At 72.1% G+C, this 13,089-nt stretch carries 14 protein-coding genes; 4 read left to right on the top strand and 10 right to left on the bottom strand.

Annotated elements, in window-relative coordinates:
* Window positions 1–79: 79 nt before the first annotated feature.
* The 8 genes from atpB to WME75_RS41015 form a co-directional block, all read right to left on the bottom strand.
* Window positions 80–847, bottom strand: coding sequence for a F0F1 ATP synthase subunit A (gene atpB / locus WME75_RS41050; protein ID WP_437482455.1), 768 nt, complete (start codon window positions 845–847; stop codon window positions 80–82).
* Between the two features lie 206 nt (window positions 848–1,053).
* Window positions 1,054–1,518 (bottom strand): ATP synthase subunit I, encoded by a 465-nt coding sequence (locus WME75_RS41045; RefSeq protein WP_437482452.1) that lies wholly within the window; start codon window positions 1,516–1,518, stop codon window positions 1,054–1,056.
* Window positions 1,508–1,873, bottom strand: coding sequence for an AtpZ/AtpI family protein (locus tag WME75_RS41040; RefSeq protein WP_437482449.1), 366 nt, complete (start codon window positions 1,871–1,873; stop codon window positions 1,508–1,510). The genes WME75_RS41045 and WME75_RS41040 overlap by 11 nt, the downstream gene beginning before the upstream one ends.
* Before the next feature lie 106 nt (window positions 1,874–1,979).
* A complete protein-coding gene (gene rdgB / locus WME75_RS41035; RefSeq protein WP_437482447.1) occupies window positions 1,980–2,603 on the bottom strand; it encodes an RdgB/HAM1 family non-canonical purine NTP pyrophosphatase in 624 nt (207 codons plus the stop codon).
* Window positions 2,600–3,373, bottom strand: coding sequence for a ribonuclease PH (rph, locus tag WME75_RS41030; RefSeq protein WP_437482444.1), 774 nt, complete (start codon window positions 3,371–3,373; stop codon window positions 2,600–2,602). The genes rdgB and rph overlap by 4 nt, the downstream gene beginning before the upstream one ends.
* Before the next feature lie 80 nt (window positions 3,374–3,453).
* Entirely contained in the window at window positions 3,454–4,467 is a 1,014-nt protein-coding gene (locus tag WME75_RS41025) for a murein hydrolase activator EnvC family protein (RefSeq protein WP_437482442.1), read from the bottom strand.
* A complete protein-coding gene (locus WME75_RS41020; RefSeq protein ID WP_437482439.1) occupies window positions 4,464–5,357 on the bottom strand; it encodes a cell division protein FtsX in 894 nt (297 codons plus the stop codon). The genes WME75_RS41025 and WME75_RS41020 overlap by 4 nt, the downstream gene beginning before the upstream one ends.
* 42 nt (window positions 5,358–5,399) lie before the next feature.
* Window positions 5,400–6,221, bottom strand: a complete 822-nt coding sequence (locus tag WME75_RS41015) for a cell division ATP-binding protein FtsE (protein ID WP_437482436.1) — start codon at window positions 6,219–6,221, stop codon at window positions 5,400–5,402.
* Here WME75_RS41015 and WME75_RS41010 point away from each other — a divergent pair.
* From WME75_RS41010 to WME75_RS40995, 4 genes are all read left to right on the top strand, one after another.
* Window positions 6,194–7,183: a methionyl-tRNA formyltransferase gene (locus WME75_RS41010; protein WP_437482433.1), complete on the top strand. Its 990-nt coding sequence runs from the start codon at window positions 6,194–6,196 to the stop codon at window positions 7,181–7,183. The two genes, WME75_RS41015 and WME75_RS41010, sit on opposite strands and share 28 nt — an antisense overlap.
* Window positions 7,184–7,308: 125 nt before the next feature.
* Window positions 7,309–8,277, top strand: coding sequence for a hypothetical protein (locus WME75_RS41005; protein WP_437482430.1), 969 nt, complete (start codon window positions 7,309–7,311; stop codon window positions 8,275–8,277).
* Window positions 8,278–8,301: 24 nt separating this feature from the next.
* Window positions 8,302–11,352 carry a BamA/TamA family outer membrane protein gene (locus WME75_RS41000; RefSeq protein ID WP_437482427.1) on the top strand — a complete coding sequence of 1,017 codons (3,051 nt, stop codon included), beginning with the start codon at window positions 8,302–8,304 and terminating at the stop codon, window positions 11,350–11,352.
* Between the two features lie 59 nt (window positions 11,353–11,411).
* Window positions 11,412–11,912, top strand: coding sequence for a hypothetical protein (locus WME75_RS40995; RefSeq protein WP_437482425.1), 501 nt, complete (start codon window positions 11,412–11,414; stop codon window positions 11,910–11,912).
* A gap of 131 nt (window positions 11,913–12,043) precedes the next feature.
* On the opposite strand, the gene WME75_RS40990 is transcribed toward WME75_RS40995, so the two are convergent.
* Together WME75_RS40990 and WME75_RS40985 are read right to left on the bottom strand one after the other, a co-directional pair.
* A complete protein-coding gene (locus WME75_RS40990) occupies window positions 12,044–12,223 on the bottom strand; it encodes a hypothetical protein (RefSeq protein WP_437482422.1) in 180 nt (59 codons plus the stop codon).
* 305 nt (window positions 12,224–12,528) lie between these two features.
* Window positions 12,529–12,834, bottom strand: coding sequence for a hypothetical protein (locus tag WME75_RS40985; protein ID WP_129579885.1), 306 nt, complete (start codon window positions 12,832–12,834; stop codon window positions 12,529–12,531).
* Between the last annotated feature and the right edge of the window lie 255 nt (window positions 12,835–13,089).

Here is a 13,089-nt window from a genome sequence, read left to right as displayed (position 1 = left end):
TGGCTAGCCTTCTCTTCATCCTCCAGCGCCGTTCTCCGCGGCGCCGGGTGATCCCTGACCGAGCGGTCAGGCGCAGTGATCAGTGATGGTCCGCCTTCTCCGTCGCGAGCCCGATGTAGATGCAACTCAGCAGACAGAACACAAGCGTCTGCACGACGATGACGATGATCGCCAGGAACATGAGCGGCACCGGGACGAACAGCGCGATGAGCCCGAGGAAGATGCTCGCCACGAGGTGGTCGACCCCGATGTTGAGCATGAGCCGGATCGAGAGCGTGACCGGGCGGACGCAGGTGGAGATGACCTCGATGGGGAAGATGAGCGGCGCCAGGTACCACTTCGGCCCGGCGAGGTGGGCGATGTAGCCCCAGCCGTTCTCCTTCAGCCCGTAGTAGTTGAAGAGGACGAACACCACGACCGCGCACCCGATCGTGACGTTCAGGTTCGAGGTCGGCGGGTTCACCCCCGGGATCAGCGCCGACGCGTTCGAGAAGAAGATGAACGCGGCCGAGCCCCCGATGAGCGGGAAGTACCGCTTCGCGTTCTCGGGCCCCATCACATCCCGAGCCATCCCGTAGAAGTAGCCGAAGAACGCCTCGAAGAACGTGCGCAGCGTGAGCTTGTCCTCGGGGACCACGGACTCGTTCAGGCGCCGGTACTGTCCGCGCACCTCGCTGGCGAGCAGCACGAACAGCACCATGATCAGGAGGCTCATGAAGATCGGCTCGGTCCCGCGGTAATCCACCGTGTGGTGACCGATGAACGTCTTGCCGATGTTGCGAGCGTTCTCCCGGAGTCCGGGGAGCTGCGCCAGGAGGTAGGTGAGGAACCCTGTGTGCTCAGGCATGGCTTTCGTCGTCGATGCGCCGCGCTGGCAGCCGCGCGGCTGTGCCGGCACGGCCGCGCGCGCCGGCGCGCCTTGGGGGAGTCCGCCCTCGGTCGAGGGGGCCTCGCCTCTACCACAACTCCTTTACGGTGGGCACCCTGGAGCGCGCCGAGTTGCCGCCGCATCGCGCGCGGGTCGCTCGCGGCGGCGCCGGTCGCCGCGGGGGCTCAGCCGCGAGCGCCCGGCGGGGCCCCGTCTGCCGGGGGCTTCGGCCCGAACAAGGTCCCGAGGCTGATGCCGACCACGAGCGAGGCGTAGCCGACCATCAGGGCGACCCCCGAGACGAGATCGCTCTTCAGGATGAGCCAGACGCCGCCCATCAGGCCGGTGAGCTTCACCATCGCGATCACCGTCCACGAGACGGTGTGGCCCCTGCGCGAGAGGAACGCGTCGACGATGCGCGCGAAGACGTACAGGTTCGCCGTGGCGATGGCGCCGCCGATGCCGACGCCGAGCGCCGCGCGCGCGCCGTACGCGAGCAGCGCGGCCACGGACAGGACCGCGGCGGTGCCGGCGACCCAGCGGAGCACGGCCCGCATGGTCGCGTCCCCGAGGCCGGGCGGTCCGTCCGCGTCGGGCTCCTCGTGCGGCGGCTCGCCGTCGCGCGTCTCGGGTCTTCGCTCAGCGTTCATCGTGCTCCTTCGCGGGCGGCCGCTCGTCGGGGTAGGGGACGACATCGATCGAGTCCGCCCGGCGGTCGCCGTCCGCGCGCTCGTCCTGTCGCGCCTTGCGGTCGTCGAACATCGGCGCGGGGTTCCCTTGCTCGCGCTCCTCCCTCGCCGCCGCGATCTGCATCTCCTTCCACGCCCGGTGGACCGCCTTGCCGGCGGCGCCGAGGCCGAAGAAGAACCAGAGCACCGAGAGGAACGGATCCGTCCCGAGCTTCGCGTCGAGCCAGCGGCCGACGAACAGGCCGAGCATGATGCAGAGCACCACCTCGAGACCGACGGTCCCGTAGCTCCCGACGGCCTTCCAATCCTGCTTCATCAGGGGATCCGATCACCCGGTGGTACCTGGGTGCCTCCGGTCGCGATTACAAGCGGTCCCGGACGGGGTCAACCGCCGTCGGGCGCCTGCGCCGGAGGCGCACCGCCTACCGCCGCGCGACAAGCGCCTCGAGCGCGGATCGCATCGCCTGCGCGGCCCTGCCGCGGTGGCTCACGCGGTTCTTCTCGGCCTCGTCGAGCTCAGCCATCGTCCGTCCGTACGCTTCCACGACGAACAGCGGGTCGTAGCCGAAGCCGCCCGTACCCCTGGGCGCTCTGCCGATCCATCCCTCGCAGCGCCCTTCGGTCACGACGGGTTGCTCCTCGGATCGCGGATCGAGCAGCACCATCACGCAACGGAAGCGCGCTCGACGGGCGTCGTCCGCCGCGTGCGCGAGCGCCGAGAGCAGCGCCTCGTTGTTCTCCGCGTCGGTCGCGCTCTCCCCCGCGAAGCGGGCGGACCGCACGCCCGGCCGGCCGCCGAGCGCGTCCACCTCGAGCCCCGAGTCCTCGGCGAGCGTCACCATCTGCGACCGGAGCACCCCGGCGCGCACCTTGAGGAGCGCGTTGTCCAGGAACGTCGCGCCGTCCTCGACCACCGGCGGCGCGTCCGGCAGCACCTCCGCCAGCGAGAGCACCTCGATCGGGAGATCGGCGAGCAGCGATCGCAGCTCCGCGAGCTTCCCCCGGTTCGAGGTCGCGGCGAGCAGGCGCAGCCGCTCCCGGCTCACGCGATCCTCCAGTGGTCCGTCAGAAATAGCGCGGAGAGATCGACGCCGGCGTCGCTCAGCGCGCGGTGCTGCGCGCTCGCGAGCGAGGCCACGCCCGCGAGCGCGAGGTCGATCATGCTGTCGAGCTCCGTCCGGGGGATGGCCTCGTCCTCGGCCGTCGCCTGGACCTCCACGACCGAGCCGACCGTCGTCGCCACGACGTTCATGTCGACGCGCGCCGCGCTGTCCTCGGTGTACACGAGATCGAGGGCGAGCCCGCCCGGAAGGTGGCCCACGCTGATCGCCGCCACCTGATCGCGGAGCACCGGCCCCTCGAGCGACCCGGCCGCGCGCATCCGGTCGAGCGCCAGCGCGAGCGCCACGAACCCGGCGGTGATCGACGCGGTCCGCGTGCCCCCGTCCGCCTCGAGGATGTCGCAGTCGATCGCGATCGTCTGCTCGCCGAGCTGCTTCAGATCGATCGCCGCCCGGAGCGCGCGCCCGATGAGCCGCTGGATCTCCTGCGTGCGCCCGCTCGGGGCCTTGCCCCGCCCGTCGCGCGGCTCCCTGCGGACCGGGCTCGATCGCGGGTGCATCTGGTACTCGGCCGTGAGCCAGCCCTTGCCCTTGCCCATCATCCAGGCGGGCACCGTGGGCTCGACCGACGCCGTGCAGAGCACGACCGTCCTCCCGGCGCGGTAGAGGACGGAGCCCTCGGCGTTGCGGTGGAACCCGAGGATCATCTCCACGGGGCGGTGGGCGTCGAGGGCGCGGCCGTCAGGGCGATTCACGAGGGCCGCCTTAGCACAACTCGGGCGACGCACGGGCTCGCCTCGCGGCCGCGCGCGAGGCGCCGTGCGGCCCGGCGGCGCTACATCCCGAACCAGGGGCCCGGGTCGATCACCTCGGCGCCGCGCCTCAGCTCGAAGTAGAGCCTCGCGCCGTCCGGCCCGCTCGCGACCGTGCCCACCCGCGCCCCGCCCGGGAGCTGATCGCCGGCGCGCACGTCCGCGGCGCCGAGGCTCGCGTACACCGAGTAGTGCCGCTCGCCGTGATCGACGATCACGGTGAGCCCGTAGTCCGCGTAGGTGTCGGCGAAGGCCACCCGCCCCGCGGCCACGCTGCGGACCGGCGCGCCGTCCAGCGCGGTGAGCTCGACGCCGGGCCCGCCGGCGCCGCGGCGCGACACCTTGCGCACCTCCGCGCGGCCGGCGATCGGGAAGGGGAGCCGACCCAGGAGCGAGCGGAAGCCGGCGCGGCGATCGAGCTCGGCGGGCCCGGTGTCCGCGCCGTAGATCGCGAGGTAGTCGGGGCGCACGCTCGTCTCGAACGCGCGCCCGAACGCGGCGCGGCGCTCCTCCTCCTGGGCCAGCGCGACCCGCGCGCGGTTCATCGCCTCGCGGTGCACCTCGAGGGGCGCGCGCTCCGCGCCGAGGTGCGTGAGCCGGTCCGCGAGCTCGGCGCTGCGCCGGGTCAGGTCGGCCTCGCGGGCGAGGTCGCGCTCCAAGGCGAGCCGGGTGCGCTCCACGCGGGCGGCGTGGTCGACCAGCGCGTCGAACCCGCCGCCCACCGGGAGGAAGCCGGCGCGGATGTGGCGATAGTACGCGCGGCCGCGCGCGACCATCCGGCGGCGGGTGAGCTCGAGCGCGGGGCCGATGGAGTCGAGCTCCGCGCGCAGCGCCTTCTCCTCGGCGTCGAGCTTCGCGAGCAGCCGGTCGAGATCGTTCTCCGCCAGCGCCGAGCTCGGGCGCGCCGCCGCGGCCCGCGTCGCCACGGAGGGCGGGGGAGCCGCCGGGGCATAGGCCGCCGGGACCTCGGCGCCGCTGGTCGCCGCGCCGGTCAGGAGCGCCAGCGCGATCGGCGCGAGCCGGGCGCGGCGCCTCACACGGCCACCATCTTGCGCAGCGTGAGCACCGCGGTCGCGGCGCCGAGCGTGGCGCCGAGGGCGACCATCCCGAGCGCGACCGGCCAGGGCAGGAACGACGGCGAGACGCCGAGCAGGTTGGCGAGCTCGTGATCGAAGCGGCCCCGCACCATCATGAACAGCGCGCCCAGCATCAGCAGCGCGCCGGCCGCGCCGGCCGCCCCCTGCGTCGCGCCCTCGACGATGAACGGCCGGCGCACGAAGCCGTCGGTCGCGCCGACGAGCTTCAGCACCTCGACCTCGATCTTCCGGCGGTGCAGGAGGAGGCGCATCGTCGAGCCGATGACGCTGACGACGGCGCAGAGGACGATCGCCGCGAGGCAGGTGCTCGCGGCCACGCCGCCGCCGAGGAGCGACGAGAGCCGCTCCGTCCAGCGTTGGTAGGTCTCCACCGTGTCCACGGCCGGCAGGGCGCGCAGCTTCACGGTCATCGACGCGAGCGCCTCGTCGGAGATCTCCTCGGTGAAGCCGACCTCGAGGGACGCGGGGAACGCGCTCAGGGGCAGCGCGGCGAGGGCCTTGTCGCCGTCGTCGTGCACCACCTCGCGGCGCGCCTCGGCGCTCGTCACGAGCCGGACCTTCTTGACCCCCTGCGTGCCCTCGAGCGCGCGGGTGAGCTCCGCGGTCTCCGCCTCGGTCGCGCTGTCGAGCAGGTAGACCGTGGCGCGGCCCGCGCGCGACCAGCGATCGCGCACGGCCATGAGGTTCGTGACCACGAGGAGGGCCGACGCGAGGCAGACGAATGCCACCGCGAGCGAGAAGATCGACAGCGCCTGCAGGCGCCAGTCGCTCCTCCCGGCCCGCCAGGTGCGAAGCCTTCTCCGCCGATCGTCACGCTCGCTGGTCTGCATCCCGTTCCCTTATCCCCGTCGCATGATGCGGCGCGCTCGGCGCTACGCTGCGCCGCGCACGCCGCTGTCCATCTCGTCCGCGTCGTCGTCGCCTACGAGCTCGCCGCCGGACCCGAGGCCGTGCGGCACGTCCGTCGCCTTCCCGTCGTCGAGCACCACGACGCGCCGCGGGCGCACGTCGAGCAGCGTCCGGTCGTGCGTCGCGAACAGGACCGTCGTGCCGATCTCGTGGATGTCCTCGAACAGCCCGAGCAGATCGATCGCGAGCTGCGGGTCGAGGTTGCCCGTGGGCTCGTCCGCGAGGATCAGCGCCGGCTCCCCGACGATCGCCCGCGCGATCGAGACGCGCTGCTGCTCGCCGCCGCTCAGCACCTGCGCCCGGTCACCGCCGCGCCCCGACAGACCGACACGCTCGAGCGCCTCGCCTACCCGGGTCCGCAGCAGGCGCGACGGGAGGCCGAGCACCTCGAGCGCGATCGCCACGTTGTCGAAGACCGTCCAGCTCGGGACCAGCTTGAAATCCTGGAACACGAAGCCGATGTTGCGCCGGAGCGCGGGGATCGACGCGTCGGTCAGGCGCGCGATGTCCCGGCCGAGGAACAGGATCCGGCCGTCGTCGACGCGCTCGGTGCGGTGCACGAGCCGGAGGAGCGTGCTCTTGCCCGAGCCGCTCGGGCCGGTGATGAACACGAACTCGCCCCGCTCGATCGACAGCGACATCCCGCGGAGCACCGGCTGATCCGCGCGGTAGGACTTATATACGTCCTCGAAGACGAGGATTGGCCGTCGCGCGGCGGACGCGTCGTAGCGGTGACCGGGCCGGAGCGCCGGACGAAATGAGCCTTGCGGAGGGGGCGCCGCCATCGGACCCTTCACCTATCAGCCTGCTCGGACACGGAAAACTTTTCGGCCGACGCCCGGGCGAGCGTCCTCTCCGGGTCGTCTTTTTCGGCCTCCCGCTGGCCGCGCTGCTGCTCCACGGCGACGGCCACGAGATCGTCCTCGCCGCGATCAGCCGCGCCGACGCGGTGGGGCTCCGCCGCGCCCGACGGGTCTTCGGCGCGCGCCTCCTCCTGCGCCCCGACGTCGAGCGCCCCGAGCTCGGGTCGCGCGTCGAGGCGCTCGCGCCCGACCTCCTCGTCAGCTGGTTCTGGACCACGCGCCTGCCGATGTCGCTCGTGACGGCGGCGCGGCTCGGCGGCATCGGCGTGCATCCCTCCCTGCTCCCGCGTCATCGCGGGCCGGATCCCACCTTCTGGGCGATCGCCTCGGGCGACGCCGAGAGCGGCGTCACGGCGCACCGGATCGAGGCGGAGTACGACACAGGCGACATCCTGGAGCAGGAGAGGCTCCTCATCGATCCGGCGTGGACCGCGTGGCAGCTCGCCCGCGCCCTGGACCGGCCGAGCCTGCGCGTCCTGCGACGCACGGTCGCCCGGTTCGCGCGCGGCGAGGAGGTGGCGGGGTTCGCCCAGGATCCGGCGCTCGCGACGGAGGCGCCCGCGCCGGACGACGAGGCGTGCGCCATCTGCTGGTCCTGGCCGACGGAGCGCGTGCTGCGGCACATCCGCGCCCTCGCCCCGGCGCCGGGGGCGTGGACCGAGATCGAGGGCGCCTGCGTCATCGTCCTGCGGGCCGCGCCGGCGCCGAGGTTCCCCGAGGCGCTCGCGCCGGGCGAGGCGGTCGCTGAGGGCGGGGTGGTCCTCGTGCGGACCGGCGACACGGCCGTCGCGCTGCTGGAGGGGGAGATCGATGGCGAGCCGGCGTCGGCGGGAGAGCTCGCGGCGCTCGTTTCGTCGGGCGCATCGGGCGCGCCGAGCGGGTGACCGCCGGCCGGGGCGCGCTCGGCGGGCGGCCGTGGCGCCGGCGGGGTCGCCTGGTCGGCGCGCGGGCCATCGAATCCTGAACCTACGCGCGCGCGACCGCGTAGGATGCGCCCCTCGGAGGATTCATGTCGGAACCCGCGCAGCTTGCGAAAAGCGCCCGCGAACTGCTTGCATCGGCGCTCAATGCGCTCCAGTCGAACGGGGGAGTGTCGCCGGAAATCGAGGCGCTCGCCGAACCGATTGCGCAGGCGATGGGCATCATGCATCGCGTCGAGCGCTCCGGGGGGCAGACCCTCGACGGCAGCGAGATCGCGTTAGGCCATGTGCGCGACGTCCTGAACCGCCTGCAGAGGATCACGGTGGCGGATCCGGTGGTCGACGTGTTGATGGAGCACGTCGCCTCCTCGCTGAGCAAGGTGCACGCGCTGAGCAGAGCGCAGGCTGCCGGCGCGCCAGCGCCGGCTCCGGTGGCCGCCCCTGCGCCCGTCGCGGTGGCACCGCCGCCCGTCGCGGTGGCACCGCCGCCCGTCGCGGTGGCACCGCCGCCCGTCGCGGTGGCCGCCCCTGCGCCCGTGGCACCGCCGCCTGTCGCGGTGGCCGCCCCTGTGCCCCTCCAGCAGACGCTGCCCTCGCCGCAGCCGTCACGGCATGCACCGGCGCCCGCCCCGCCCGCTCGCCCCGCCGCCTCCCGCCCGGCTGCGGACGCGCACCGAGCACCGCCGCCCCAGGCCACGCAGCCGTCGGTTGACAACCGCACGCCCGCTGCCGTTGTCGACGTCGAGCTCGGCGCTTTGACCCCGTCGAATTTTTACAAGGGCCTAGCTGGCAACGACGTCATCGAGCACGGCGGCATCTTCGTTGCGACCTACAAGATCCCGCCGACCGGCTCCGTCGTGAGCCTGCGTGTCCGCCTGCCGGGCGACTACGAGTTCACCGCGCTGGCGGCGGTCCGGTGGACGCGCGAGGCCGGCGGCTCGAAGGACTCGGCCGAGCCGGGCTTTGGCGCCCGGATCACGCAGATCTCGGCGGAGGGCCGCCAGCTCGTCTCCCGGTTCACGCGCAACAGGGAGCCGCTCTTCTACGACGACCTCTGACGCCGCAACGTCGCCTCGATCCTGGTGAACCGTTTTAACGCGCGCCCCGGCTCGCGAGCGAGCCGGCCGCTCCACCGCGTAGCCTCCGTCCTCTCCGCCGTCGCCCTTGCGGCGCTGCTGCTCCTCGCGCCGCGTCCCGCCCGGGCGACAGGCGACCCCGATCTCGCGTTCTGGACCTTCGAGACCGCGCATTTCCGCGTGCACCATCCGCAGGGCCTCGAGCCCGTCGCGGCGCGCATCGCCTCGCTCGCCGAGACGATCTACGGGCGCGTCGAGCACACGCTCGGCTACGCCCCGCAGGGCCGCACCGAGATCGTGATCACCGACGACTCGGAGATCGCGAACGGATCGGCCGGCACGCTCCCCTACAACGCGATCCACCTCCTCGTGTCGGGGCCCGAGGACATGTCGACGCTCGGCGACTACGACGACTGGTACCTCGACCTGCTCACGCACGAGTTCACGCACATCGCGCACCTCGACAACACCTCCGGGATCCCCGCGATCCTGAACGCGATCGTGGGCAAGTCGTTCTCGCCGAACCAGGTGCAGCCGCGGTGGATCATCGAGGGGCTCGCCGTCGTGAGCGAGAGCAACCACACGACCGGCGGCCGGATGCGCTCGACCACGTTCGACATGTACCTGCGCGCCGACGTGCTCGAGGACAACATCGCGGGGCTCGATCAGATCTCGAGCTCCCCGTTCCGCTGGCCGCAGGGCACCCTCTGGTACCTCTACGGATCGAGGTTCCTGGGCTGGATCATCGACGTCTACGGGCCCAACACGATGCGCGCCGTCTCCGCCGACTACGGCGCGTCGATCATCCCGTGGGGGATCAACCGCGCCATCCGCCGTGTGACCGGCAAGACCTACGTCGAGCTCTACGAGGGCTGGAAGGACCACCTCCGCGGGCTCTACCGGGAGCAGATGGCGGCCGTCGAGGCGCGCGGTCTCCGCGAAGGCACGCGGCTCACCCATCACGGCCGCACCGTCTACTACCCGCGGTTCGTTCCGCCCGTCGCGCGCCGGACCGCGGCGGACGAGATCGTCTACTTCCGCGACGACGGCCGCGCCCGCCCCGGCATCTACCGCCTCTCGCTCGCCGCGCCTGCGCCCGGGGCCGAGCGCCAGGAGGCGCTTGTCGCGCGCACCAACGCGGCCTCGCGACCGGCGTTCACGCCGGCCGGCGACCTGATCTTCACGGCCCTCATGCCGTGGCGCAATCAGTACTATCGTCACGACCTGGTCTTCCTTCCGCGCGGCGAGGAGGCGCCCGACGGCGACGAGCCCGCGCGGCGCCGGCTGACGCGCGGCCTCCGCTCCTCGGCCCCCGACGTGAGCCCGACCGGAGATCTCGTCGCCTTCTCGCTCAACAGCAAGGGCACCCGCTACCTGGAGATCGCGCGGCTCTCCCGGGACGGCGCCCTCTCGGAGCGGCGCGATCTCGTGCCGAGCGCCCGCTTCGAGCAGGCCTACTCCCCGTCGTTCTCTCCCGACGGCAAGCGCCTCGCCTACAGCGTCTGGACCGCCGGCGGCTACCGCGACATCCGCGTGGTGGACGTCGCCACCGGCAGCTACCGCCAGGTGACGCGCGATCGCGCCACCGAGATGAGCCCGGTCTGGTCGCCCGACGGCGAGACGCTTTATTTCACCTCCGACCGCACCGGCATCCAGAACGTCTACGCCTACGCGCTCTCGGCCGGCACGCTGCGGCAGGTCACCAACGTCAGACTCGGGGCCTTCCATCCGGCGATCAGCCCCGATGGAAAGACACTTGTCTATGTCGGATATACCTCCCGCGGCCACGATCTCTTCGTCATGCCGCTCGACCCGGCGCGCTTCCTCCCGGCGCCGCCGCCCCCGACCGACCGCCCCGATCCCGCGACCGAGCCCTCGGCGGTGCGGCTCGAGCGCTCCCCCTACAGCCCGTTTCCGACGCTCGCGCCGCGCGCGATCACGCTCGACTACGCGCCCGGGAGCTATGGATCGAACGCGCTGACCGTGAGCGTGACCGGCTCCGACATCGTCGGTCGCCACGGGGTCTTCGGCGAGCTCACCGTGCAGCCGGACGCGCCGGCCCCGACCGTCCTCTTCGGGTACACTTACGGGCGATTGCCCATCGATCTCGGCGTCCGCGCGTACTACGCCATGTCGCCGCGCAGCGGCTACCGCATCAACGGCCGCAACGTCACCTACGACGAGCGATCGATCGGGATCGTCTCGGGCGTCAGCTACCCGATCCGCGGCGAGTTCTCGCGGCAGAACCTGAGCGCATCGTTCAGCAGCGTCGCCTTCAAGGGGCAGCTCCCCATCGGCAACAAGCTTGACCCGTACGCGCCCCGGACCGTCCTCCCGCCGCAGGGCACGCTGAACCTCGCGCACCTCGGCTACGGGTTCTCGAACGCCGAGGGCTCGATCGACGCTGCCGGCGCGTCGCGCGGGCTCTCGCTCAACGCTGGCCTCGATTACGCCGGCCCGGAGACGGCCAGCAGCTATACGACCTACGCGTTCTCGACGGCCCTCAGCGCGTACGTCGCGATGCCCTGGTCAGGCGACCACACCCTCGCATTCCGCGTCGCCGGGGCGGTCTCCGGCGGCAACTTCCCTCGCGGCGCCACCTACGCGGTCGGCGGGTACGATCTCGAGAACCTCACGCTCGTCGACACCCTGCTCACCGGGGTCACGAATAGCTCGTTCACGCTCCGCGGCTATGCGCCGGGCGTGATGGCGGGTCGCTCGTACTTCTCGCAGACGTTCGAGTACCGCGTGCCCCTCCTGCAGCCCGATCGCGGCCTCTCGACGCTGCCGCTCTACCTGCGCCGCATCGACGCGAGCCTCTTCCTCGACCACGGCGGCGCATTCAACCGCTTCGAGACGGACGACCTCGCGCTCTTCACGCAGAAGAGCCTGCTCTACTCGCCCCAGCTGCACACCTCGATCGGCGGCGAGGTGTGGCTGAGCCTGACGCTCGGGTACGTCCTCTCTTCGCAGCTGCGCTTCGGGTACGCGTACGGCCTGAGCCCGCTCGCGATCCCCGGTGGCCAGCTCTACTTCGTCGCGACGAACTCGTTCTGAGCGCCGCGCCCGGCCGGAAACTTTGCCCGTGCCGACCCCTTCGCCCACGGTGCTCGGCCATGCGCCGCTTCCTCCTCGCCCTGAGCCTCGTCCACCTCGCCGGCTGCGGCATCGTCCCGAGCAGCTCCCAGCGCCTCACCGAGGCGGCGCTCGAGATGAACACGGCGGCCCGGTTCGGCCGCATGGATGTCGCGCTCGAGCGCGTCGGGTCGAAGGCGCGCCAGGACTTCATGAGCCGCCACGCCGACTGGGGCACGCGCCTGCGGGTCGTCGACGTGGAGTTCGGCGGCTTCGAGATGACCCAGCGCGACGAGGCCGAGGTCTACCTCGATGTCCTCTGGCTGCGGAACGACGAGGCCACGGTCCACACCACCCGGGTCGCGCAGCGCTGGCGCGACGAGCGAGGCCACTGGGAGCTGGTCGGCGAGGAGCGACGACACGGCGACACCGGGCTCCTCGGCGAGCCCCCGCCGAAGGAGAAGGCAGCCGGCGAGGCGGCGAGCGACCCGGGCCGGCAACCCGGCCTGAGCCTTCACACGCGTGTCATTCGTGATGAGTGAGCGCCGCCGCTGGACCGGGCGACTCTAGGCCGCGCGCTGGGTCAGCGCGGCGCGGGCGGGGTGTCGGTGATCGCTCGGGCCGCCCCGCAGCGGCGGCCCCGCGTGTGGCCGGCGAACCGGCCATGCACCCGTCAAGAAGCCGGGGAAGGGCTCGCGGGAGCGGCGCCCTTGGAGGCGCGGGGCTTCTTCGCCTTGCCGGCGACCTCGGTCGTGGCCCGCGACAGCTTGCTGCGCTTGGCGCGCTCCTTCTTGGCCGTCTGCGCCTTGCGGCGCTTCATCTTCATCGACTGGCGGCGATCGCGCTTGCCCATCTGCTTCAATCTCCTCACGGTCGGGGCGCGGGCGCGGCATCGTGACGACAGCTCGCCAGGCGAGCCCCATCCTGCACCGGTGGATGGCCTACCGCGGGGCCCCTCAAAGGGAGCGGGACTCTGCCCAAGAGCGAATGGAAGCGCAAGGGGCAATGCGCTCGAAAACGCAGTTCTTGCGCTAGACGAGTGTGCAGTACGGCGCTCCGTCGGGCCGTCCGTTGGCGAGCCCTGGTTCGCAGGGCGCAGGGGCTGCGGGCGTTACCTCGACGCGGGATCCGCGCGGCTCCCGGCGCATCCGGCCGCGCTCAGCCGCCGACCGCGCCGTCCAGCGCGACCTCGCGGCCGCGCACCTCGAGGCGGTACCGGGAGTTCACGGTCTCTATGTAGAAGACTTCGCGCCCGGCGAGCCGCAATACGCGCTTGACCGGCGTCGTCACGTATTCATGCATTCCGTCGGAGAACTCGATGACGATGACCGAGCCTTTCCGTGGTGCACGGACGAGCCGGCCAACGACTGCGCGCGATCCCCGGCCGAGCTTGCGGAGCACAACCTGCACAACAGAGATGCTAGCACGCAGATCTCGGCCGAGCACAAGCTGCACAAGCAGCACCTCTCGCAACTAGGTCCCACCCTGGCCCAGGGTGTCCGGCTGCATCGGAGCGGCCCGGACCTTCGCACCGCGGACGGCGAGCCGGTGGTGGGCGGCCGGCCCTGGGCGGAAAAGTTCTATAAATCGATCGTCCTCGCGGGCGTACAACGGTCCTGCAGACCCTGCCGGCCGTCGAGCAGGCCCATCGACCGCTCGTCCTCATCGCCGGATCGCGATCAGGGCGGAATCCTGGCGAACGATCTCAGCTTCGAGGCA

It is taken from the genome of Sorangium sp. So ce1014, assembly GCF_051521505.1.
In the GTDB taxonomy this organism is placed as follows: domain Bacteria; phylum Myxococcota_A; class Polyangia; order Polyangiales; family Polyangiaceae; genus Sorangium.
This window is presented reverse-complemented; position numbering and strand designations above follow the sequence as displayed.